The 23,059-nt window shown below is 46.9% G+C and carries 19 protein-coding genes; 15 read left to right on the top strand and 4 right to left on the bottom strand.

Annotated features, from left to right (window positions below):
- Nucleotides 1–9: 9 nt before the first annotated feature.
- A complete protein-coding gene (locus tag LBF86_04000) occupies nucleotides 10–165 on the bottom strand; it encodes a hypothetical protein (protein ID MDR0664667.1) in 156 nt (51 codons plus the stop codon).
- Nucleotides 166–293: 128 nt separating this feature from the next.
- On the opposite strand from LBF86_04000, the gene LBF86_03995 reads away from it, so the two are divergent.
- Genes LBF86_03995 through LBF86_03985 form a run of 3 tightly spaced genes read left to right on the top strand, consistent with a single transcriptional unit; the run spans nucleotide 294 to nucleotide 4,605 of the window.
- Nucleotides 294–2,276, top strand: a complete 1,983-nt coding sequence (locus LBF86_03995) for a M3 family metallopeptidase (GenBank protein ID MDR0664666.1) — start codon at nucleotides 294–296, stop codon at nucleotides 2,274–2,276.
- Nucleotides 2,245–2,706: a histidine phosphatase family protein gene (locus LBF86_03990; protein MDR0664665.1), complete on the top strand. Its 462-nt coding sequence runs from the start codon at nucleotides 2,245–2,247 to the stop codon at nucleotides 2,704–2,706. The genes LBF86_03995 and LBF86_03990 overlap by 32 nt, the downstream gene beginning before the upstream one ends.
- A gap of 51 nt (nucleotides 2,707–2,757) precedes the next feature.
- Nucleotides 2,758–4,605, top strand: a complete 1,848-nt coding sequence (locus tag LBF86_03985) for a diguanylate cyclase (GenBank protein ID MDR0664664.1) — start codon at nucleotides 2,758–2,760, stop codon at nucleotides 4,603–4,605.
- A 399-nt stretch (nucleotides 4,606–5,004) separates the two neighbouring features.
- Here LBF86_03985 and LBF86_03980 read toward each other — a convergent pair whose 3' ends face one another.
- A complete protein-coding gene (locus tag LBF86_03980; GenBank protein ID MDR0664663.1) occupies nucleotides 5,005–5,772 on the bottom strand; it encodes a UDP-N-acetylmuramate dehydrogenase in 768 nt (255 codons plus the stop codon).
- A gap of 71 nt (nucleotides 5,773–5,843) precedes the next feature.
- On the opposite strand from LBF86_03980, the gene LBF86_03975 reads away from it, so the two are divergent.
- The 9 genes from LBF86_03975 (at nucleotide 5,844) to LBF86_03935 (ending at nucleotide 18,472) form a co-directional block, all read left to right on the top strand.
- Nucleotides 5,844–7,475 (top strand): methyl-accepting chemotaxis protein, encoded by a 1,632-nt coding sequence (locus tag LBF86_03975; protein ID MDR0664662.1) that lies wholly within the window; start codon nucleotides 5,844–5,846, stop codon nucleotides 7,473–7,475.
- A gap of 594 nt (nucleotides 7,476–8,069) precedes the next feature.
- Nucleotides 8,070–8,972, top strand: coding sequence for a nitrogenase iron protein (nifH, locus tag LBF86_03970; GenBank protein MDR0664661.1), 903 nt, complete (start codon nucleotides 8,070–8,072; stop codon nucleotides 8,970–8,972).
- A gap of 12 nt (nucleotides 8,973–8,984) precedes the next feature.
- On the top strand, nucleotides 8,985–9,362 hold the full coding sequence (locus LBF86_03965) for a hypothetical protein (protein ID MDR0664660.1): 378 nt from the start codon (nucleotides 8,985–8,987) through the stop codon (nucleotides 9,360–9,362).
- A 50-nt stretch (nucleotides 9,363–9,412) separates the two neighbouring features.
- Nucleotides 9,413–10,864, top strand: a complete 1,452-nt coding sequence (nifD, locus tag LBF86_03960; protein ID MDR0664659.1) for a nitrogenase molybdenum-iron protein alpha chain — start codon at nucleotides 9,413–9,415, stop codon at nucleotides 10,862–10,864.
- 59 nt (nucleotides 10,865–10,923) lie between these two features.
- A complete protein-coding gene (gene nifK / locus LBF86_03955; protein MDR0664658.1) occupies nucleotides 10,924–12,450 on the top strand; it encodes a nitrogenase molybdenum-iron protein subunit beta in 1,527 nt (508 codons plus the stop codon).
- Nucleotides 12,451–12,531: 81 nt separating this feature from the next.
- Nucleotides 12,532–13,605 carry an SIMPL domain-containing protein gene (locus LBF86_03950; protein MDR0664657.1) on the top strand — a complete coding sequence of 358 codons (1,074 nt, stop codon included), beginning with the start codon at nucleotides 12,532–12,534 and terminating at the stop codon, nucleotides 13,603–13,605.
- A 251-nt stretch (nucleotides 13,606–13,856) separates the two neighbouring features.
- Nucleotides 13,857–15,461 (top strand): site-specific DNA-methyltransferase, encoded by a 1,605-nt coding sequence (locus LBF86_03945; GenBank protein MDR0664656.1) that lies wholly within the window; start codon nucleotides 13,857–13,859, stop codon nucleotides 15,459–15,461.
- 4 nt (nucleotides 15,462–15,465) lie between these two features.
- Nucleotides 15,466–17,712: an AAA family ATPase gene (locus LBF86_03940; protein ID MDR0664655.1), complete on the top strand. Its 2,247-nt coding sequence runs from the start codon at nucleotides 15,466–15,468 to the stop codon at nucleotides 17,710–17,712.
- Nucleotides 17,699–18,472, top strand: a complete 774-nt coding sequence (locus tag LBF86_03935) for a TdeIII family type II restriction endonuclease (protein MDR0664654.1) — start codon at nucleotides 17,699–17,701, stop codon at nucleotides 18,470–18,472. Before LBF86_03940 ends, LBF86_03935 begins: the two co-directional genes overlap by 14 nt.
- A 231-nt stretch (nucleotides 18,473–18,703) precedes the next feature.
- Here LBF86_03935 and LBF86_03930 read toward each other — a convergent pair whose 3' ends face one another.
- On the bottom strand, nucleotides 18,704–19,531 hold the full coding sequence (locus tag LBF86_03930) for a YdcF family protein (GenBank protein ID MDR0664653.1): 828 nt from the start codon (nucleotides 19,529–19,531) through the stop codon (nucleotides 18,704–18,706).
- A 308-nt stretch (nucleotides 19,532–19,839) separates the two neighbouring features.
- On the opposite strand from LBF86_03930, the gene LBF86_03925 reads away from it, so the two are divergent.
- The 3 genes from LBF86_03925 to LBF86_03915 are packed head-to-tail and all read left to right on the top strand — an operon-like array spanning nucleotide 19,840 to nucleotide 22,301.
- A complete protein-coding gene (locus LBF86_03925; GenBank protein ID MDR0664652.1) occupies nucleotides 19,840–20,415 on the top strand; it encodes a DedA family protein in 576 nt (191 codons plus the stop codon).
- Nucleotides 20,408–21,703: an AAA family ATPase gene (locus LBF86_03920; GenBank protein ID MDR0664651.1), complete on the top strand. Its 1,296-nt coding sequence runs from the start codon at nucleotides 20,408–20,410 to the stop codon at nucleotides 21,701–21,703. The genes LBF86_03925 and LBF86_03920 overlap by 8 nt, the downstream gene beginning before the upstream one ends.
- 19 nt (nucleotides 21,704–21,722) lie before the next feature.
- Nucleotides 21,723–22,301 carry an LPP20 family lipoprotein gene (locus LBF86_03915; GenBank protein ID MDR0664650.1) on the top strand — a complete coding sequence of 193 codons (579 nt, stop codon included), beginning with the start codon at nucleotides 21,723–21,725 and terminating at the stop codon, nucleotides 22,299–22,301.
- 336 nt (nucleotides 22,302–22,637) lie between these two features.
- On the opposite strand, the gene LBF86_03910 is transcribed toward LBF86_03915, so the two are convergent.
- Nucleotides 22,638–23,045, bottom strand: a complete 408-nt coding sequence (locus LBF86_03910; protein MDR0664649.1) for a tetratricopeptide repeat protein — start codon at nucleotides 23,043–23,045, stop codon at nucleotides 22,638–22,640.
- Nucleotides 23,046–23,059: the final 14 nt, after the last annotated feature.

The following is a 23,059-nucleotide window of genomic DNA, read 5'->3' as shown; positions in this document are numbered from 1 at the left end:
AATCCTCTCTTACTTGACTAAACGATATAAAACGGCTTTTGGTAGGCAGAAACCAAAATTTTCGCCTTCGGGGGGGGGGGGGGGCGACCCAACGACCGCGCTTTTAGGCGGCGCGGTAGTTTCATTGACGCTATCAGAAGCGTTTGCGGGAGTTTTATTTGCCATTATTGTCCTTCGCGACTTAGAATTGAGCCGTAAGTATGCCATTTTTAACCAGATTCAGGAGCAAAACGTTTGCGCGCCGCTAAATGATACGCGCCCTATAATTGCGGCTTTATTTATAAAGGAACGCGATGTTCGAGCAATTTAACGCGGGCGATCTAGCCGCGAAACCAGACGAGCTAAAAAAACTGCTCGCCGAAAACGAGGCGGTTATAGAGACGCTGATCGCTCAAGAAAACAAAAGTTTTACGTCGTTTATTCGCCCAATAGCGGAACTAGACGAAAAATTAGCGATATTCACAACCCCCGTTTGCATACTTCAATATACGGAAAATAGCGAACAGACGCAAGCGGCGTATAGCGCTATGCTGCCGCTCCTTAGCGATTACGAAACGCGCTTGGCGCAAGATACGAGGATACTTAAGGCATATCGGGATATCTTATCAAACGACAATACGATTGACGCGACGCAAAGAAAGCTCTTAGGAGACGCGATTTTGGCGTTTGTTCTGGAGGGCGCGGAGCTTGACGACGGCGCTAAAGAGCAAATCGCCGCGATCAACGCGAGGCTGGCGGATATAGACAACCTCTTTTCGCAAAACCTGCTGGAGGCGACGAAAGCCTACGAAAAAGAGATCGATCAAGCGGATTTGGAGGGTATCGCGCCAAGCGATCTCGAAGCGTTCAAAGCCGAAGGCGGCAAATGGAAGCTAACGCTCCTGCCGCACGCCTATATATCCTATATGACCTACGGGCAAAACCGCGCGCTTAGAGAGGAGCTTTACCGCGCCCATACCGCGCGCGCGCCGCAAAACGAGGCGATTATCGAAGAGATGTTGAAGCTCAAAAATGAAAAGGCGCGCCTATTAGGTATGCGCCATTACGCCGACTACTCGCTCAAAACCAAAATGGCGCCGAGCGCGGAGGCGGCGATCGACTTTATAACGGAGCTGATCGAGAAATCCGCGCCGCAAGCGAAGCGGGAGTTGGACGAGTTAAAGGCGTTTGCCAAAGCGAACGGCTTCAAAGACGAACTGCAAAGCTACGATTTTAGCCTCTGGAGCAAAAAACTAGAAAAAGCCAAATTTGATCTGAACGAGGAGCTGTATAAACCATATTTTGAATCAAACCGCGCGTTGCTGGGGCTGTTTGATTTTCTGACGCGGCTTTTTGGCGTTTCGTTCCAAGAGGCGAAAGCCCCCGTCTGGAATGATCGCGTTTTGATCTATGATCTGGCGTTTAAGAGCGAGGTTTTCGGACGGCTCTACGTCGATCTATACGAGCGCAAAAGTAAGCGCGGCGGCGCGTGGATGGACGCTTATCAAACGCGAATGCGCCGCGCCGACGATAGCCTAGAGTTTGCGAGCGCCTATATCTGCTGCAACTTTCCAGCCCCTAGCGAAAACGCGCCGTCGCTACTGCGCCATAGCGACGTAGTTACGCTTTTTCACGAGGTCGGACACGCGATCCACCACCTATTTAGCCGCGTAAACGAGCGCGATCTTAGCGGTATTGGCGGCGTCGAGTGGGACGCGGTGGAGTTTCCTAGTCAGTGGCTTGAAAACTTCGCTTACGAATCGCGCGTTCTGGAGCTTTTCGCGTCGCACTATCAAACGGGCGAAAAACTGCCGCGCGCGATGATTCAAAAGCTGATCGACGCTAAAAATTTTCAGTCGGCGCTGGCTATGTTGCGCCAGTGCGAGTTTGCGCTGTTCGATCTCAAGGTTCATTTGGGCGCGCATAGCGCCGGCGAGGTTCAGGCGATTTTGGACGAAATACGAAAAACGACCTCGTTAATAAAACCGCCGGAGTATAATAAGTTTCAAAACGGCTTTAGCCATATCTTCGGCGGAGGTTATTCGGCGGGCTACTACAGCTATAAATGGGCGGAGGTTCTAAGCGCGGACGCGTATTTGGCGTTTGCCGAAAAAGGCGTTTTTGACCGCGCGTTAGCCGATCGTTTCCTAAACTCGGTTCTAAGCGTCGGCGGATCGAGAAAGGCTATGGATAGTTTCGCCGAATTTATGGGACGTCGCCCGAACGCGGACGCGCTGTTAAGTCTAAATAAAATCGAGGTAAAAAATGAAAACGTTAGTGTTAATGCGGCACGCTAAGGCGGAAAAAGGAAAAAACGATCGCGAGCGGGCGCTAACCAACGAGGGCAGAGAAGAGGCGATAGCAATCGCGGAAAAACTCGCCGAAAACGGCTGTAAACCGGATATTGTGCTGGTAAGCGACGCTAGGAGAGCTAGAGAAACGGCGCTGATCGTCGCCGATATTTTAGGAGCGCTCGATCGCGTAAAAACGGAGGAAAGCCTATACGAAGGCGAATCGCGGGAGTATATCCGCGCTATCGACTCGATCGCTTTAAGATGCGAAAGCGCGCTTATTATCGGACATAACCCCGCGATTTCGGACGCGGCGGCGATTTTGTGCGAGTATTTCACCGATATTTTTTCGACCGCCGCCGCGCTCGGAATGGAATTTGACGTCGCGGTAAAGATGGGGACGGGCAAGCAGCTGTTTTTCTTAAGCGCGAAATAGCCGATATTACGTATAATGTAACGCTAAGAAAGAATTCGGAGGCGTTGATCTATGAAGCGTCGCATATCGGTTTTGCTAGTTTTAACTCTCGTGCTGCTTACGTTGACGGTAACGCTGATCGTGGGGTTTAATTTTCGAGAGTTTGCAATCCAAAGCTCTATCGACAAAGCCAAAATGACCGCGACGTTGGTGCGCGACGGTTTGACGGCGCATATGATAAACGACGTTATGGAAAACCGCCATCACTTTATGGAGCGAATCGGCGCGGTGCGCGATTTGGAACAGGTTTGGGTGATTCGCGCCGACAGCGTTATACGAGATTACGGAGTAGGCTTCGAGGGCGAAAGGTCAAAAGACGAAATTGACGCCGAAGTGATAAGCAGCGGCAAAAGCGCCGATCGCGTTACCGAAACAAGCTCGTCGGCGCATTTGCGCGTTACCATTCCATACATAGCCACTCCGGAATGTTTGCAGTGTCATGTCGGCGGACGCGGCGAAGTGCTAGGCGCGATCAGTATGATTATGGACATAAGCGATATGCGCGAGAGCGGGTTAAAAACTATGGCGCGTATCTGTATCGCCTCGTTTCTAGTGGCGATCGCCGCGGCTTTGATAACAAATCAGTGGCTTAACCGATATTTGGAACTTTTTGAAGCGCTGACCAAAGCGATCAAAAAGGGACACGAAGGCGACTTTTCGCCGCAGATTTCCACCTCGCTTACCGACGAAGGCGGCAAGTTAGCCGAGCAGTTAAACAGCCTCTACTCCAAACTGCGCGATATGGTGGAGCAGATCGATAAGCGAATCGTGATTTTAATCGGCGCTACGGCGCAAAAAAACGCGAATGAAAACCCGCTGATCCGCATGCGCGAAATCGTCGATTCGCTCGTCGATATTTACAAGTTCAAAAAGACGATAGAGATCGATCGGGACAAAAACGAAATATACGAGCATTTGATCGACGTCGTTCGCAAAATTCTCGGCGAGAACGGCGATTTCGCGCTTTTCGAGGTTTCGATCGCGCAGGGTAAAAGCGAGGTTATATACGCCGTCAACCCTCGACTTTACTGCCGCGCGCACGAAGCGCAGACGCTGTGCGAGGAGTGCCGCGCGTTAAGAAGTCAAACCGTCGTGTTCAGCGACGATTTTTCCCGCGTGTGCGCTTATTTTGATTTGGAAAACGAGGAGAGGCGCGTTCTTATGTGTATGCCCTATCGCGTAACGGACGAGGTTTCGTTGCTGTTGCAGGTTTCGTCGGAAGATTCCGTCGGTTTAGAGCGAATCAAGGTCGAAATCACGACGCTAAACAACTATTTTGACGCGGCGCGTCCCGTGCTTGAAAGCCGCTATTTAACGCACGTGTTGCAAGAATCCAATTTGCGCGACGGTTTGACGGGGCTGTATAACCGCAAATTTCTTAACGAATTTACCGATCATATCGCCCGCCAAGCCTCTCGCGTGCGCTCCTCTTACGCGTTGCTTGCATTGGATATAGATCATTTCAAAATGGTAAACGACACCTACGGACACGATATAGGCGACCTTGTGATCAAGGGTTTAGCCGACACTATGACAAGCTCTATACGAGAGGCGGATATAGCGATCAGGCAGGGCGGCGAAGAGTTTTTGATTATGCTGCTTAACGCTTCCGAAGAGGGCGCGGTGGCGGTGGCGGAAAAGATACGCGAAAAATTTGCGGCGCGCCCTTTCAAAACGGGCGCCGGCGATAGCATATCAAAAACCGTCAGCGTCGGCATAACGCTTTATCCGCAAGACGCCGACGGTATATGGCGAGCGATTAAACTAGCCGATATAGCGCTCTATAAGGCAAAAGACGGCGGGCGCAACCGCGTGGTGCGATACCAATCCGAGATGGGACCCGTAGGCGAGGCTTATTAAAAGCGCCGCCGACCATTTATGGAAGCTAATCGTTTCCTCAAGATTTACGCCGAGATAGATTTCCGCCCCTCCGCGCCTTGCGCTCCCTACCCCGCGCGGGCGCTTCGCGGCAATGGCAACCTTCTCCGTCGTTCCCGCGCAAGCGAGTATCCATCTTTTGACGGTCGTTGTTATGGATTCCCGCCTTCTTTTGCGATTACGAAGCGCTCTCGCTTGTTCCGCGCGGGAACGACGGGAGGCGGCGCGTCGGCAGAGTTACGGAGAGTGTATGGCGGCGCAAAGAAAGCGGCTTTCGCGTCGTAGAAAACGCTACTTTCTGCAATGAAGATAAGCTATAGGCGGCAAGCGCAAAAGAGCGCGCCGAATCTCTTTCTTTAATAACCCCCGCATTCGACGCGCTTATATAATTTTAATTTCGGTTTCCAGCGCGATATTAAAGCTCTCTAAAACGCGGCGTTTTGCCTCGTCGATCAACTTTATAGCGTCGTCGAACGAGCCGCCGCCGAAATTAACCAGAAAATTGGCGTGTTTTTGGCTAAAGCCAACGCCGCCGCGCCGCGCGCCGCGCAAGCCGACCGCTTCGATCAGCCTGCCCGCGTAATCGCCGATTGGGTTCTTAAAACAGCTTCCCGCGCTAGGCTCTTTAGGTTGCGAATCGCGTATGTTTAAATAATAGGCTTCAAGCGCTCGGTCGTAGCCTTTGGAGAGCTTAAACGCCGCTTCAAAAACGACGCCTCGCAGATTGGCAAACCGATAGCCGCTTTCTACTTCCTTCGCGCAGATTTTGCCGCCGCCAAAGTCGATCCAAAGCAGCCGATCAAACGCGCTTGCGTTTTTCAACCCCGCGTTCATCGCTATCAGCCCTCCGACGCTACCGGGCAACCCCGATAAAAATTCTAAGCCGCCCAGATTTTCTTTTTTGCACAGCGACGTTATTCGTCCGCTTGGCGTTTTGCCTCCGGCGATTAGCGTTTCGCCCTCTACGCGAAGGTAATCGAACGAGCGATCCAAAATCGCGATCGGCGGCGGATTTGGCGATATAAGCAGATTGCAAGCGTTTCCGACGATAAAGAAGCCGCGCGGGTCAAAACCGCGATCTTTGACGACTTCCGCCTCAATCCGCGAGCCGATTTTAATGGAGCTGTAACGCTGAAAATCTATTAACATTGGTAAAAAGTATCCATTATATTAACCGATATAGTGATATTATAAGCAAATTTGCGTCGGAAAGTTTAACCATGTCGTTTTGGTCTTCTATTCGCGGGCGACTCTTGATAACGGTGCTGCTTCTTAACGCCATTACGGCTGTTAGTTACGGCGTTTACATTTATACGGGGCATAGGAGCGACGTCAACGAGGGCGTCAACAGCCGTCTTTTCGCGGCGGCTTACGCCGCTGCCGGCTTTGCGTCCGAAGACACGTATGATAAGGCTATAAACGGCGTTATGGATCAAGAGCTTTTCAAGGCGCTCAACGAACGCGCCTATAAGTTCTGCGCCAGCACAAACATCGAGTTTATTTACACCCTTGTCGAGTCGGAAAAGGGCTTTCATTTTGTCGTTGATACGCCCGAAGAGTCTGAAATGGAGCAAGGCGCGCTTGAAAAAGAGCCGTTATACCTATATGAGGACGCAAGCCCCAAGCTCGCCGAAGCGTTGCGGACGAATGAAATACAGTTCGACGAATATGTAGACGAATGGGGAAGCCACAGAAGCATATTTGTTCCAATCGAAACGGATAACGGCGTTAGGTTTGTGGCGGGCGCCGATATGCCTTTGGAAAGTATTAACAGGACGCTTGCCGCCGCGCTTTATAGCGCGTTGATTATCGGCGCGGCGGGTTTCGCGCTTTCGGCTATTGTGGGCTGGATCGCAATCGCGAAATTTCTTAATCCAATCTCGCTTGCGCGATCGGCTGTAAAAACAATCGCTCGCGATCTTGACTTTGTGGCGCGGCTGAACGAAAATCCGGACGAGATCGGCGCGCTATGCGCCGATCTTAACCTACTTTTAGGCGAGGTTCAAAAGGCGATAACAAAAGCGATCGATAGCGCGGACGAAAACGCTTCGATCTCCTCGCAATTAGACGCAAGCGGAGCGTTAATTCATAAACAGGCGAAAGCCAATCTGGACGAAATGGTCAGAATTGTCGCAAACGGGAGCGAAACCAATAAGTTACTTCAACAGATGCGCGACGAGATCGAGGATGTGAAAGAAAGTATGAACGTCGCCGCCGAGAAGCTATACAGTTCGCGCGAAGAGATCGGAAAGGTCGCCGGTTTAGTTCAAAGGGAAAGCGAGGCGCAAACGCAATTAAGCGAACGTTTGAATCAGCTTGCTAACGAGGCGGATTCGGTTAAGAAGGTCTTAGGAGTAATAGGCGATATTGCCGATCAAACCAATATGCTCGCGCTGAACGCCGCGATCGAAGCTGCGCGGGCGGGCGACGCCGGACGCGGTTTCGCGGTGGTGGCGGACGAAGTGCGAAAACTTGCCGAACGAACGCAAAAGAGCCTGTCTGAAACCAGCGCGACAATCACTGCGATCACCCAGTCTATTGGCGACGCGGCAAGTTCTATGGAGCAGAACGCGGACGAATTTAGATTGTTGTTAGAAAGCGCTATGGCGGCAAGCTCCGTGGTTGAAAGCGGCGCGGAGGAGATTTCGCGAACAAAAGAGCGTCTCGCGAAAGCGGCGGAGGACTCTCGCGAGATTGTGCAAGCGACGCGAGGAGTTTTAGCGAGCGTAGACGAGATTAGTTCGCGCACCAACGAAAGCTCCGTTAGTATCAAAGAGATCGCCGATCTGGCTTCGCATCTTAGTCGCCAAAGCGAGTTGCTAAGAATTGAGCTAAGCAAGTTCCAAGCCTAGAGCGTTAAGTTTGCGAGAAGCTTTTTGGCGCTTTGGCTCGCTATCGCAAACGCCGCGATCGCGAAGTAAATAGTTTATTCTCTTGGGCACATTACGCGCTTAAAAAAGTTTCTATAAAATTGCGCGTATAACCCGCCGTTAATAATCGTTTTAGCTTAACGCTTTTGCGAAAACGGACGTTGATAAGCGATAGATCGATAGCTTTAACGCGCGCGCCGCGTTCATATATTGTGATTTTCATCTTACGGCGAGAGCGATCGCTAATGATAAACATTAATATAAACGTATAAAATAAAACCGCCCGAATCTATTGGCGCCAAGAGATCGCAAAACCGCCGCAATCTAGTAATTTGCGGCTAAAAACGGCGCGACCCCCCCCATCTCCGCCCGATAGCCCGTTAGCGATCGCACAAAATGCGCCTATCGGCGCAAGTTGATCTAAAACCTAAAGGTAGCGGCGCGAGAAAATACGCGAATTTTGTAAAAATATAGAGTAATGATTAAAAAAAAGGCGCCCATATGTCCATTAGCGGGGCAAAATATCTGTCTGGAAAAGCGACGCGGCTGATCCATAAATTAAGACAAGGAGCTTAGATGAGCGAATTACGGCAGATAGCCTTTTACGGCAAAGGCGGGATTGGCAAATCGACCACTTCCCAAAACACCCTCGCGGCTATGGCGCACTTCTACGGACAGAAAATTCTGATCGTCGGATGCGACCCAAAAGCCGATTCGACCCGCTTAATCCTACATGAGAAAGCGCAGCAGACCATTATGCAGATGGCGGCGGAAAAAGGCACGGTCGAGGATTTAGAGCTTGACGAAGTGTGCAAAGACGGCGCGGGCATATTTGGTACGACGACCGAAGGCGGCTATATCCGTTGCACGGAATCGGGCGGTCCGGAGCCGGGCGTAGGCTGCGCGGGACGCGGCGTGATTACGGCTATTAACTTTCTCGAAGAGAACGGCGCGTATGACGACGAACTGGATTTCGTCTCCTACGACGTGCTTGGCGACGTTGTGTGCGGCGGATTTGCCATGCCGATCCGCGAAGGCAAAGCACAGGAGATATACATCGTTATGTCGGGCGAAATGATGGCTATGTTCGCGGCGAACAACATTTCAAGAGGTATTTTGAAATACGCCAACAGCGGCGGCGTGCGCCTAGCGGGACTGATCTGTAACGCTCGCATGACCGATCGCGAATACGATCTGGCTAAAGCGCTGGCTATGAGGCTCGGCACGCAGATGATTCACTTCGTGCCGCGCAACAACATCGTTCAGCACGCGGAGCTTCGCAGAATGACCGTAGTCGAATACGCCGAAAGCGCCGATCAGGCTCTCGAATACAAAGAGCTTGCGCGCAAGATCATCGCCAACGATCTGAAGGTGATACCAACGCCGCTTCCGATGGACGATCTCGAGAATTTGTTGATGGAGTTTGGCATAGCCGAACAATTCGACGAAGAGAACATCGGCAAAAAAGCCGAAAATTAGAAAGGAGCGAACATGTTTATTCTTGGCATGCATTTTCCCGCCGATCGCGGCAACATTATTCCATCGAGCGAGGTGGCGGCGCTGGTCGATAAAGCCGTCGATATGAGCAAGGTTAAGGAGATCAAGCTCCATCAAGGCTCGACCAAATCGACCAAAACGGAGCTTTACAAGACGCTTACGAAAAACGACACTTTTCTCGCTAAGGCGTTGACGCACTTCTACCTTAATCAGGAGACCGCCAAAGAGGACGGTTTGAAGTATATGTATTTCACCAACAAATACCAGATCGCCGAGCTTAGTTTGGAGCTTGACAAGGACGCGGAATGTTTTGAGATCGCAAAGAAGTTTCAAGACATGGAGCCGATCAACGTAGAGGTGGTTTTTAACTAACGATCAATCGACAAAACCGATTGCATAGTCTCAAAAGGAAGGTAAGACAGATGGGTCCAGAGAGCCTAGAGAGTATTCAAAAAAGCGCCTTAGAGGATATACTAAAAAAGTATCCCGAAAAAGCGCAGAAAGATCGCGCCAAACATTTGGGCGTAGGTTTGCCCGCGGACGAGAGTCAAAAAACGTGCGGCGGCGTTCAATCGAACAAGAAAACGGTTCCGGGCGTAATGAGCCAGCGCGGTTGCGCTTACGCGGGATCGAAGGGCGTCGTGTGGGGTCCGGTGAAGGATATGGTTCATATCAGCCACGGTCCCGTAGGTTGTAGCCAATACTCCAGATCGGGGCGGCGCAACTACTATATCGGCTCTACGGGCGTGGATACGTTCGTTACGATGAATTTCACCACCGATTTTCAAGAGCGCGACATCGTTTTCGGCGGGGATAAGAAACTGACCAAAGCGATCGAGGAGATCAACGAGCTATTTCCGCTCGTCAAAGGCGTGTCGGTTCAATCCGAATGCCCGATCGGTCTGATCGGAGACGATATTCAAGCGACGGCGAAAAAAACTACGGCGTTAATCAACAAGCCCGTTATTCCCGTCAGTTGCGAAGGGTTTCGCGGCGTTAGTCAGTCGTTAGGACACCATATCGCGAACGACGCGATCCGCGATCACGTATTTACGTCTAAAGGCTCCGACGTAGGCTCCACGCCATACGACGTAGCGATTATCGGCGATTACAATATCGGCGGCGACGCTTGGGCGAGCCGCATTTTGCTCGAGGAGATGGGTTTGCGCGTGATTGCGCAGTGGTCGGGCGACGCGACGTTAAACGAATTGCGCAACGGACCGAAAGCCAAGCTCAACCTGCTTCACTGTTATCGATCGATGAACTACGTCAGCCGTCATATGGAGCAGGAGTTTAATATCCCTTGGATAGAGTATAACTTCTTCGGTCCCAGCAAAACCTACGAATCGCTTCGCAAGATCGCGAGCCAATTCGATCAGGGCGTTCAGGACAACGCCGAAAAGGTGATCGCCAAATATAAACCCGTAATGGACGCCGTGCTAGATAAATACAAGCCGCGTTTAGAAGGCAAAAAGGTGATGCTCTATGTCGGCGGTTTGCGTCCGCGCCACGTAATCGGCGCTTACGAGGATTTAGGTATGGAGATCATCGGCACGGGCTACGAATTCGCGCACAACGACGACTACAGCCGCACGACGCATGAAATCCAGCGATCGACCGTGATCTACGACGACGCCAACGAATACGAGCTTGAAGCCTTTTGCAAACGGATTAAGCCGGACATTGTCGCGGCGGGCGTGAAGGAAAAATACACCTTCCAGAAGATGGGGTTGCCGTTTAGGCAGATGCACAGTTGGGATTATTCGGGACCCTATCACGGTTTTGACGGTTTTGCGATCTTCGCGCGCGATATGGATATGGCGATTAACAGCCCCGTTTGGGGACACAACAAAGCGCCATGGGACGCCGCCTAGTTTGGCGGCGCGGGGTTAATAGCCTCAATAAACAGATGAGTTGAGAGGAGAAAGAGAAAATGCAAAATCCGCAAAAAATAGTAATTGGCAAAGACCTGTTTTTGCAACCCGAATACGACGAGACGTTCAAAAACAAAAAAGCCTTCGAGGATATGCCAGAGGTTCAAAAGGTCAAAGAGATCGCCGAATGGACGAAGAGCAAAGAGTATTGCGATCTGAACTTCAAACGCGAAGCGATCACTATAAACCAAGCTAAAGCCTGCCAGCCGCTCGGCGCGGTTATGGTGGCGCTAGGCTTTGAAAACACGATGCCGTATGTGCATGGAAGTCATGGTTGCGTCGCCTATTTCCGCACCTATTTTACCCGCCACTTCAAAGAGCCGACGCCGTGCGTTAGCGACTCGATGACGGAGGACGCGGCTGTGTTCGGCGGCATTAACAATATGAAGCAGGGCTTGCAAAACTGCAAAGCGCTTTACGAGCCCGAGATGATCGCCGTTTCCACGACCTGCATGGCGGAGGTGATCGGCGACGATCTTAACGCCTTTGTGGACGGGGCGAAAACGGAAGGTTATTTGCCCGAAGATTATCCGGTGGTTTTCGCGCATACGCCTAGCTTTGTCGGCAGTCATTTAACGGGCTACGACAATATGCTCTCCGAAACGCTCAAGCAGCTTTGCAAAACGATCTCCAAAGATAAAAAAGAGCGGCTTAATATCGTCCCGGGTTTTGAAACCTATCTTGGCGGTATCGACGAGGAAAGAGAGCTTGCCGAAGCGTTTGGCATAGACGCGGTGGTGATTCCCGATCACGGCGAGCAGTGGAATACCGGCGCGGGCGAATATAAGATGTTCGCGGGCGGCACGCCGATCGAAGAGATAAAGGGCGCTTGCAACGCCAAAGCGATCGTTACCATGCAACCCTTCACCACGCCAAAAACGCTGAAAATCTGTAAAAATAAGTTCAAGCAACAGACCTTCGAGGCGCGACCGATCGGGCTTAGCGGCTCCGACGAGCTTGTTATGTTCTTGAAAGAGTTTTCGGGCAAGGACGTTCCCGAATCGATCAAGCGCGATCGCGCGCGGCTCGTCGATGCGATGCAGGATAGCTACTCCTACGTTCACGACAAAAAGTTCGCGATCTACGGCGATCCCGATTTCGCGCTTGGATTGGCGGCGTTCGTTATAGAGATGGGCGGCGAGGTTACGCATCTGTTGTGCAACAACGCGCCAGAAGGGTGGGCGGAAGCCGCGCGCGCCGTTTTGGATCGATCGCCCGCTAAAGATAGCTCGCGCGTTTGGGCGGGCAAAGACCTGTGGCATTTGCGCAGTCTGCTCTTTACCGAACCCGTAGATTACCTTATCGGCAACAGCTACGGCAAGGAACTTGAACGCGATACGGGCGTTCCGTTGATTAGGATCGGTTTTCCGATCTTCGATCGCCACCACTTGCACCGATACAGCATTGTCGGCTACAAAGGCGGATTAAATCTGCTCAATTGGATCGTCAATAAGATATTAGACACGATCGACTCGCAAACAAAAGAGATCGCCAAAACCGACTTCTCTTACGATCTGGTCCGCTAGATTGCGTTTCAAACGGGGTAGTTCCCCGTTTGAAAGTCGTCAAGAGCTATAATCTCGACGATTTTGCTAAAAGGAGCGGATATGAAAGGCGCGTTTGTATGGGCGATAGCGGCGGCGGTTGCGATCGCGGCGCAAGACGGCGGCGAATGGGCGCAACGCTTCAACGAGTTAAAATACGGCGAAAAACAGATTGCCGTAGGCTCTATCAGCGTAACTTATAGCGAAAACGTTACGCTTAAACCCGACGGCGCCGAGTTTAGCGTAACCTATGTAACGGAAGGCAACACCCCCAACGCCGCGTCCAATCAGAATATCAAAAATATGGGCGAACTGAAAAAATATATGAAAACGTTCGGAGTTAGCGAGAGCGATATAGAAACAATCGATTATAAAAATTACGAGAGAACGATAACAACGTCGATCGATTCTAAGACGCCGTATAAAACCGAACTGACGGTTACTTTTAATATGAAAGCCGAAGCGTTTTACGAGGCGATAAAACTGCTTGATCAAAACGGCGTTAAGAATCTTGGGAAGGACGACTATAATAAAAATTATTACTTTACAATCGAAGGCGCGGGGGCGAGCGAGGAGTTATCCGCGCAAAACGTCCAAAACCTCTATGAGAAAATAAGAGCGCGGCTTGACGATATAAACGCCGCCGACGTCGATATAAAAAAATACGAAACAAAACCGCAAAAACGTATAGATAAGGAGGTTAAAAAATATTTTGTATTTAATAAAATTAAGATAAAAGTTTCGGATTTTGATCATATAGGCAAGATATTTACGAAAGCGCAAGAGTTAAAGATGAACGTTAACAACGATCTTCGCTACAGCGTATCGGAAGAAAAGAGGCAAAAAGTCATTAGCGAGCATGAGAGCAAACTGTTTTCTAAATTGTTAGAGAAAGCTGAAAGGGCGGTCGGAGGCAGCGGCTATTCAATAGGCGTTCCAAGCAATCTCGCGATCGTTAGTATGGATATTGATTATGGAGAATACAGATACGGCGATTACGATCCGCTTGTAACAAACAGCGTTAATAGCGCGGCGCAAACCCAGAAAGCCCAAGACTTACAATTAAATCCGCCCTCCGAATACGCTATTACGATCGGCATACGCGGCGCTTTTGATATTACGCGCGAACGACGTTAGCCGCGTCTTGAAAGGCGTTTTGCAAACATCCGTTTTAACAAGGCGCGCCAAAAGGCGCCCCGCAAGCAAGCGCGGCGGTATTAAAACGCGGCTATACGCAATCGACGGACAAATCAACCAGAAACCGATTTCTTTCGCGGCTTCGTCCGCTAGATCGCGTTTCAAATCGTGGCGTAATTTTGCCCGCCCCGCGTTGGATCGCGACTGCGACCGTCGCGTAATCTTTACGTAAGCGGCGCTATAATTCGCCTATGCAAGGTCTATTTTCAACGGATACGCCGCTTAGCCTACTTACCATTAAAGAGGCTAGCGAGTGGGCAAGCGGATATATCGGCAAAAACGTAACGCCGTCTAATATCGCGTATCTTGTCCAATACGGACGCATAAGAAAAATCGGCGAAAACGGCTCGACGCAAATTTCGCTATCGGAACTTAAAAATTATTACAACGCATATAGTGGTTCGCGTGAAACGAATTTCAAAGAGCGTTTAGGTAAAGACTTAAATTGGGCGTTATCGTTTGAACAATACAAAGAGGCTGAAACAACAAAACATATTCACCGCCTGCATCCGTATAAAGGCAAGTTTATCCCTCAGCTTGTAGAGTATTTTTTGGACGACCATACGGATAGTTTCAAAAAAGAGATATATTTTAACAGAGGCGATATAGCGCTTGACCCATTTGCCGGAAGCGGAACGACAATGGCAGAGGCTAACGAGCTTGGAATACATGCGGTCGGAATTGATATTTCAGCCTTTAACGCGCTGATAAGCAACTGCAAAACGGCAAAATACAATATCGCCGATATTCAAACGCAAACCAATCGTATTACAAAAGCGTTGAAAATATTTTTAACGAACTCTCATGTTTTAGAGTTTGAGGAAAAACTATCGCAAGCGCTTAATGAATTTAATAGTAAATATTTTCCCGTTCCCGAATATAAATACCGTTTAAGACAAGGCGAAATAAACGAAAAACGATATGGCGCAGAAAAAGAAAAAGAGTTTTTGCCAATATATAATAGTCTTATAGCACAATACCGCATTAAATTACGGCAGGAAAAATGCGTGAGCTTCCTTGACAAATGGTATTCGCAGCACATAAGAGACGAGATAGAGTTTACATTTAATGAAATCAAAAAAATCAAAGACCAAAATGCAAAGAATATAATCAGCGTGATTTTAAGCCGCGCAATCCGCAGCTGCAGAGCCACATCGCATGCTGATCTTGCTACGCTTGCGGAACCTGTTACTACAACTTACTACTGCGCAAAACACGGCAAAATATGCAAACCGCTCTTTTCAATTCTTAAGTGGTGGGAAAGTTACGCGAAGGACACGATCAACCGCCTTGCGCAATTTGATAAATTAAGAACTCAGACGTTTCAGTATTGCTTGACTGGAGACAGCAGAAACATAGATGTTTTTGAACAGATGAAAAAGAAAAACGCCGATTTTGGCGAACTGCTGACAAAACAAAAAATCAAGGGCATTTTCTCTTCGCCGCCTTATGTCGGTTTGATTGATTATCATGAGCAACACGCCTACGCTTACGATATATTTGGTTTTGAGCGCAAAGACGAATTGGAAATCGGTCCGCTTTTCAAAGGCAAAACTAAAGAGGCAAGAGAAAATTATATTCAAGGTATTTCAGACGTTTTGAATAATTGCAAACATTTTTTAGCGGATAATTACAATGTATTTCTTGTGGCAAACGACAAATACAATATGTATCCGACAATAGCCAAAAACGCTGGAATGAAAATCGTAAATCAATTTCACCGTCCGGTATTAAACAGAACAGAAAAAGATAAAACCGCATATTCGGAAACGATATTTCATTTTAGGGAGGAGTAGAATCATGATAGAATCAATTACAATAAAAAATGTTGCTACTTTCGATACCGTAGGTATTCAAATTGATGATTTTAAAAAAGTAAATTTCATTTATGGAGCAAATGCTTCTGGTAAAACAACCATATCAAATCTATTACATAATCCCAATGATGAAAAATTTGTAAATACTGATTGTTCTGTAAAATGGAAAAACAATTTGGAATTACAGACTCTGGTTTATAATAAAGATTTTAGAGAAAGAAATTTTGGAAATGGGAAAATTACAGGCGTTTTTACTATTGGCGAGGCGACTGCAGAACAGATAAAAGAAATTGAAGAAAAAACGCAGCAATTGGGAAATATTCAAAAGGAATGTATTCAAAAAAAGACTACCATAGAAGCCCAAACAAAAGAGAAAGAAAATATAGAAAATCAATTCAAAGAAACTTCTTGGACAAAGATTTACAAGAAATACGAAAACGATTTCAAAGAAGCATTTCGAGGTACTTTGCAAAAAGAAAGTTTTAAGGAAAAATTATTGTCGGAATTTGCAAATAATAAAACTGCCTTACCAATTCTTGATGAACTGAAAGAAAAAGCAAAAATAATTTTTGGCGAGCAACAAATTGAAATTACCGCAATAGCAACACCTTTATTTGATAGAATAGTTGAAATTGAAAATAATCAGATTTGGAAGAAAATCATTGTTGGTAAAGTAGATGTAGATATTGCAAAATTGATAAACAAACTGAATATTAACGATTGGGTAAATCAGGGAAAGAGTTATGTACAAGATGATAATATTTGTCCGTTTTGTCAGCAACAAACAATTACAGATGATTTTAGAAAGCAAATCGAAAGTTTTTTTGATGAAACTTATTTGAATGATTTGAAATTATTGAAAGACCTGAAAAGCGAATACGATTCGTTGATACAAAATACTATTAATGAATTAAGCACAATCGAAGCCAATCAAAGAGTGATAAAGAATACAAAATTAGAGATTGACAAGTTTTCCGCCTATTTGAAAACTTTAACAAGTCAATGCACCACAAACAAGGAATATCTAAACAGCAAAGAAAAAGAACCGAGTCGAAGTTTTGAGTTGATTGTAACGAAAGAACAATTTTCATTAATTACGGCGTTAATTGAAAATGCAAATAAGGCAATACAGAAACACAATAAGATAGTTGCTAATTTTCAAACAGAAAAATATAATTTGATTGAATCCGTTTGGAGATATCTTGTTGAAGAGTTTAAAACCGAGATTACAGAATTCAATAAAAGTAAAAATGGTTTGCAAACAGGTATTACAAATTTGCAAGAACAACAAGAAGAGTTGGAGAAAAAATATAAAAAATTAGATATAGAAACTAAAGAATTAAGTAAAAATGTAACGAGTATACAGCCAACTATAGATGAAATAAACCGTTTGTTAGAATCATTTGGATTTTTGAATTTTAAAATAGTGTCTGCCACCGAAAATGGTTTTTATCAAATCCAAAGGGATAATGGAACAATAGCTGAAAAAACATTAAGTGAAGGAGAAATTACATTTATTACTTTTTTGTATTATTTACAGTTAGCAAAAGGCGGAATTTCCGAAGAAACTGTTAATATTGAACGAATTTTAGTTATTGATGACCCCATTTCAAGTTTAGATAGTAATGTGCTATTTGTTGTAAGTTCTCTAATAAAAGAGATTATCAAAAAAGTTAAAGCAGACAAAGGAAACATTAAACAACTTATTATTTTAACGCATAATATATATTTTCATAAAGAAGTTTCTTTTGTTGATGGTAGAACAAAGCAAAGTAAGGATACCCACTTTTGGATATTGAGAAAAGATGACAAAATTTCAAACATACAAGTATTTAAAATGGATAATCCTATACAATCTTCTTATGGTTTGTTGTGGCAAGAATTAAAAAGTAATGATGCAAAGTCAAGCATAACAATACAAAATGTAATGAGGAGAATTATTGAGAATTATTTTAAATTACTTGGGAAATATGGCGATGATGATTTAATAAAGAAATTTCAGACAAAAGAAGAACAAGTTATATGCAAATCTTTGTTTCATTGGACGAATGATGGTTCACACAATGCTGGTATTGGCGATGATGTATATTTGGAATTACAAGAGAATGCTATTGATAAATATAAAAAGGTATTCAAAGACATTTTTACCTTGACCAATCATGTAGGACATTATAATATGATGATGGGAATAGAAGATATAATCGAAGAAAATGACTATGTCGCTAACTAACCAACAAAAATCACATATTCAACAAGTTATTGCAAATTGCTTGCGTAATAAGTTTCAAAATTACGAAGCAAAAGACAATTTTATGCCATTCCATTTTAGATTATTGGGAAAGGATAGATTGGCTTTGTATTCTTTTATGCAGTCGTTATTCACTACTTTTGGTTCGTCAATTTTTGAACCTGTAGCGGCAGAATTGGCAAAAACTCGTTTTATCAAAGTTGAAACGCAATATTCGGTCGGAAATCAAATTTTTAATGACTGTCAGCAAAATGTGCAAGCAATCATAAACAGTTTAACAGTCAATCCAAGGCCAGATAAATTACAAGAATTGGAAATATTAAGACAATCATTATCGGGCATAAAAAATACGCTAAAACCTGCAAAAATAGATTTGTTTCTTGAAACAAAATCAGGCGAACAATATCTTTTCGACTTAAAAACGGCAAAACCAAACAAGGGCGACTTTCAAAAGTATAAACAAACTCTGCTTGAATGGGCAGGTATTGCTTACACAAAAAATCAAGATGCAAAGGTTAATACTTTAATAGCCATTCCATATAATCCATACGAACCGCAGCCATATCAGTTTTGGACTTTAGCAGGTATGCTTGACATTGAACACGAACTTAAAGTCGCAGAAGAGTTTTGGGATTTTCTTGGAGGTCATGGCGCGTATGGAGAATTGCTTGAATGTTTTGAAAAAGCGGGTATTGAGCTGCGCTCGGAAATCGACGAATATTTTGCGCGATTCAATAACTAAACATAAACGCTTGAATGCGATACGTAAGAGTTATCAACAATCGCGATACATTATTCAAACCAATTTGCCCGATAAATAAATCAATCTGTGAAAAGTTTTTGTCATATTTTTGAATTACCGTCCGATCTTTGATGGCTTTAGCTTAACTTCGCGCGTTATAGCCGCAATCAAGCAAAAACGTTTCGCAAACAAATACGACAATGCTTGATTATTGATAATATAAATCTGACGCTAAATTAGCCAGAGCTTTATAATGGAGAGCGTTTCGCGCAAGAAACTAGCCGCTTTCAAATACCATTTAAGCGGCGCGTTGTAACTCGCGGCGTTAATGCCGTATCTTTTGGCGATCGCTAAAGCTCTAAACATATGAAAATCGCTTGTTGCAACCGCGACGGCGTAGCGATCGCCGTTAAAATGTGAATCTAATATACCTTTAGCGTTTGCAAAATTTTCGTAAGTGTTTCTCGATCTATCTTCAATAATTATACGTTCCTCTCGCGCGCCGTTTAGGATCAGATAACGTTTTATCGCTTCGGCTTCGGAAATATCCTCGCCGTATCCCTGTCCTCCAGTCGCTATAATTAAAGCGTTTGGATTGCGGCGGATATACTCGATCGCGCTATCGACTCTGCTTTTTAGCATAATAGAAAGCTCCTCGCCGCGAATGCCGCAGCCCAATATAATAACCGCGTCTTCGTTAAAGGTAGCCGTATTTTTTATGCCTTCTGAAGCGATCAAGCAAGCTATTAAGAGCAAGAACAACGCGGCGAACGCAAACGCTGATTTAATCAATGTTTTTATTAGCTTGGACGCTAACGGATAAGCAAACCCGCAAACGGCAAACGATAGACCAAAAATAACTCCGATCGCGCCGTTAATAGATACGCCGTAGATCGCCGCTAGCGCTAGATTAACGACTACGACGCAAATCCCGAAAACAACGCCGATTTTCCCGCAAAAGCCTAGCCGATTAAAACGCATAATAACGGCTTCCATGCTTTTCGCCGCTAGACCTTTGCTCGCATTGGTTATGTTTTTTCCGTTGATTTCTTGTTTCATATAACTCGCTTTAGTTTAGCAAAGCGGCGCTAAAGACAGGGTAACCGCGCTAAAAGCAGCCGAAAGAACGGATAGGTAACGATCCGCGCGTTCGCCGCCGTTTTTATTGAAGACGCGCTAGAAACCAAGCTCAGAAATGGCTGCGCGCGTTGCCGCAACGGCGCGATCGCAACGCGCCAAGTATTTCGCCCGCAAAGCTGAACATAGCCTTTGCCAACTTTGTCTTCCGTGATTTTTGCTACTTTCAGCCATAATATCGCCTTAAATTTGAAAAACGTTATTAAAAAAGCGTTTACAGAAGGGCGTTGATGGAAACTGTCATGCAGAATATCGAGGCTTACGGCTATGCGGCGTTGTTTATCTACTCGCTTGGCGGCGGTTTCGTGGGTATCGTCGCGGCGGGCGCGCTTTCGGGGTTTGGCTATATGAACATTTTTATATCGATTGCGGTCGTGTTCGCCGCAAACGTTATCGGCGATCAAGCGTTGTTTTTTCTCAGCCGTTTCAACAAACGCGAAATTAGACCCTACCTCCGAAGACACCGCCGCAAGCTGGCGCTTTCGCATCTGCTACTCAAAAAACAGGGCAATAGGATCCTGGTTATTCAAAAGTTCATCTACGGATTAAAAACGCTGGTTCCGATCGTGGTGGGTTTCACGAAATACGACGCGAAAAAATTTTTCCTATTCAATCTGATCGGCGCGTTTTTATTCGTTCTTATATTTGGCTCCGGCAGCTACTTCGCCGGCGGATTTTTTCGCGAAATGGCGCATTACGCGAGCGGTTATCCCTATATTTTGCCAATCGCTTTAGTTACGATTATAGGCGGTTCGTATCTGCTTATCGGCTATTTTTCGCGCAAAAAGACAAAGCGTCGTGATTGACGAAATAATCTCGCAAAAAGATAACCTATTTATCACCGGCGGCGCCGGCACGGGCAAAAGCGAACTACTCCGCGAGCTGTGCGCTACGCTGCGCAAACGCGGATCGCGGGTAGCCGCGCTCGGCAGCACGGGGATTGCGGCGGTCAATATCGGCGGGCAAACGGCGCATAGTTTTTTCGGCTTTGGGCTATGCGGTTCGATCGAGGAGCTTGCCGCGTTTGACAAGCGCTCCAAAGCTCGCGTCGGCAAAATCCTAGCGGCAATCGGCAAGCTCGATCTGATTATGATTGACGAGATCAGCATGATAAGCGCCGATCTAATGGATATGATCGCCTACCGTTTGCGTCAGGGCGGCTTTGGCGGCAGAGTGATCCTCGCGGGCGATTTTTATCAGTTGCCGCCCGTCGAGAAGGCGAAAGATAAAGAGCGGCGAAATCTTTTTTACGCGCTATACGCCTTTGAAAGCGCCGCTTGGCGCGAGCTTGATCCTAAGTTTATCGAGCTTACGACGTCGAGGCGATCAAGCGACGCTCAGTTTTACGAATTGCTTAACGCGCTTCGCGTTGGCAGGCTGAATCAAAACGCCGAAGCTAAACTGCGTCAATACGCCGCGCAAAAAGAGGTCTTAAATAGCGATCCCACGCATCTATTCGGGCGAAATTTGGAAGCCGACAGGCTTAACGAGGCGCGGTTAAAGCGGATTGAATCGCGCGAATATCAGTTTGAAGCGCAGATTAGCGCGGCAAAAGGCGCAAGCGAAAAACAAGTCGAGAGCTTTTTGCGCTCTATCAGCGCCCCGTTAACTTTGAGACTAAAAGTCGGCGCGCCCGTTTTATTTACGGTCAACGAAGCGGAATCGTATTATAACGGCGAGCGCGGCATGGTTATCGGGATCGACGAGGACGAATTTGGCGAGCCGCTAATCGCGGTAAGAAAAGAAAACGGCGCGATCGCGACGGTATCGCGATATAGTTTCGATTACGAGGAGCAGGGCGCGGAGAACGCTAAAAAGCTAGTTAGCGTCAAGCAGTTTCCGCTTCGTCTAGCGTGGGCGATCACCATTCATAAATCGCAGGGAATGAGCATTTTAGATCTGGCGATCAATCTTAATCATTTATTTGAGTTCGGGCAATTCTACGTGGCTGTTAGCAGGGCGATCGATCCAAAACGGCTTTATTTGCAGAGCGACTTCGATCCGATACGGCTTATAAAGTCGGCGCTAAAGGCAAACCCGCTCGTAGATCGTTTCTATGAATTAGAGAAAAGTAGGCTACAATCGCAACGATAATTTTATTAAGGGAGAGACGATGAATAAAGCGATGGGTTTGGCGTTAGCGACTGCGGTCGCGGCGCTTATTTTGGGCGGTTGCGGCGGCAAACAGCCTGATACGGCGGCGGAGGGCAAATGCTTAAACGATAGCGCGGAAGCGCCTAAGTGGGTTTGTATCCCTTATCTTAACGATCAGACGATCGCTGGATTAGGCACGGCGCAGAAAAATCCGGCTAACGACTACGGCTTCCAATTTTCGCAAGCGCAAGCCGAAGGGCGCAACGCGATTGCCCTAAGCGTGGAAACCAACGTTCGCGCGGCGATCGATAGTTGGCAGAGAAACACGGGACTTGGCGATAGCGCGGTGTTCGAGCAAAACAAAGAAAACGTGTCGCGTCAAACGGCGTTTTTAAGCATAAAAGGTTCAAAAGTCGCCGACACATGGCAGCACCCGTCCAACGGAACGCTTTTTGTTCTTATGGCGGCGCCATTAGATCAGACCGAAAACGCGATGATGACAAGCCTTCGCAACGAAAACGCGCTCTGGCAGCAGTTCCAAAGTCAAAAGGCGCAAGAGCAATTGAAAGAGGAGTTTGAAAAAGCCGTTCAACGTTAGCGCTTGGCAAACTCTCTTGACGGAATCTGTTCGCCGCGTTAGCTTGCGCGTATCGTATCGGCTTGTTTTCGAGTTTGCTACGATTTAGTTAATCGCAGCGACTTTTTGGCGTTGCGGCGGCGCGAAGCTAGAAGGCGGTTTGCGCTTAATAAAATTAAGCTATACGTCTGCTAGGGCGGCATATCGTTAGTTATTAAGCCGACGGGATAATCGCTTTCCTTCGGCGAGGCGAGTTTAAGCGGCGGCGTATGCCGTTTATTTTGTTTTTTTATTGCTTTCGTCAATAACTCGCTAAGGCGGCGGCGATAGCTAACGAATTAACGCGCCGCCTAGAAGTTAATCGTCTATCAAGTATTCCTCTTTTAAAACTTCTAGCGCGTCGCAATAGCCCAGTTCGCACGCTTCGCGCGCGTATTGAGTCGCCTGTTTAAGCTCGTCCAACATTACGTAGGCGCTAACGCGACCATAGTAAGCTCCGACGTAGTTTGGGTCGATCTTGAGCGCTTGGCTGTAGTCGGCGATCGCTTTAGCGTAGTCCTTTAGCTCATAATAAGCGTCCGCGCGGCTATAGTAAGCCTTAGCGTCGTTTGGATTTTCTTCAACGGCGATCGAGTAATGTTTGATCTCCTCTTGGTAATCTCTTTGACCAAACGCGCTTACTCCGCGACCAAAAGCGTTATCCGTCGCAAACGCAAAGCTAGTCGCTAAAAATACGCCTAGCGCCGCCTTCGTTATCGTTCTCATAGCTTTTCCTTAAG

It is taken from the genome of Helicobacteraceae bacterium, assembly GCA_031258155.1.
Taxonomy (GTDB): Bacteria; Campylobacterota; Campylobacteria; order Campylobacterales; family SZUA-545; genus JAIRNH01.
Note: the sequence above shows the minus strand (reverse complement) of the source record. Positions and strands in the feature narration are given on the sequence as shown.

Bases quoted from the DNA above. Each gene is read 5' to 3' on its own strand.
- LBF86_04000 (MDR0664667.1), bottom strand. From the start codon at position 165: ATGGCAAATAAAACTCCCGCAAACGCTTCTGATAGCGTCAATGAAACT.
- LBF86_03995 (MDR0664666.1), top strand. From the start codon at position 294: ATGTTCGAGCAATTTAACGCGGGCGATCTAGCCGCGAAACCAGACGAG.
- LBF86_03990 (MDR0664665.1), top strand. From the start codon at position 2,245: ATGAAAACGTTAGTGTTAATGCGGCACGCTAAGGCGGAAAAAGGAAAA.
- LBF86_03985 (MDR0664664.1), top strand. From the start codon at position 2,758: ATGAAGCGTCGCATATCGGTTTTGCTAGTTTTAACTCTCGTGCTGCTT.
- LBF86_03980 (MDR0664663.1), bottom strand. From the start codon at position 5,772: ATGTTAATAGATTTTCAGCGTTACAGCTCCATTAAAATCGGCTCGCGG.
- LBF86_03975 (MDR0664662.1), top strand. From the start codon at position 5,844: ATGTCGTTTTGGTCTTCTATTCGCGGGCGACTCTTGATAACGGTGCTG.
- nifH (MDR0664661.1), top strand. From the start codon at position 8,070: ATGAGCGAATTACGGCAGATAGCCTTTTACGGCAAAGGCGGGATTGGC.
- LBF86_03965 (MDR0664660.1), top strand. From the start codon at position 8,985: ATGTTTATTCTTGGCATGCATTTTCCCGCCGATCGCGGCAACATTATT.
- nifD (MDR0664659.1), top strand. From the start codon at position 9,413: ATGGGTCCAGAGAGCCTAGAGAGTATTCAAAAAAGCGCCTTAGAGGAT.
- nifK (MDR0664658.1), top strand. From the start codon at position 10,924: ATGCAAAATCCGCAAAAAATAGTAATTGGCAAAGACCTGTTTTTGCAA.
- LBF86_03950 (MDR0664657.1), top strand. From the start codon at position 12,532: ATGAAAGGCGCGTTTGTATGGGCGATAGCGGCGGCGGTTGCGATCGCG.
- LBF86_03945 (MDR0664656.1), top strand. From the start codon at position 13,857: ATGCAAGGTCTATTTTCAACGGATACGCCGCTTAGCCTACTTACCATT.
- LBF86_03940 (MDR0664655.1), top strand. From the start codon at position 15,466: ATGATAGAATCAATTACAATAAAAAATGTTGCTACTTTCGATACCGTA.
- LBF86_03935 (MDR0664654.1), top strand. From the start codon at position 17,699: ATGTCGCTAACTAACCAACAAAAATCACATATTCAACAAGTTATTGCA.
- LBF86_03930 (MDR0664653.1), bottom strand. From the start codon at position 19,531: ATGAAACAAGAAATCAACGGAAAAAACATAACCAATGCGAGCAAAGGT.
- LBF86_03925 (MDR0664652.1), top strand. From the start codon at position 19,840: ATGGAAACTGTCATGCAGAATATCGAGGCTTACGGCTATGCGGCGTTG.
- LBF86_03915 (MDR0664650.1), top strand. From the start codon at position 21,723: ATGAATAAAGCGATGGGTTTGGCGTTAGCGACTGCGGTCGCGGCGCTT.
- LBF86_03910 (MDR0664649.1), bottom strand. From the start codon at position 23,045: ATGAGAACGATAACGAAGGCGGCGCTAGGCGTATTTTTAGCGACTAGC.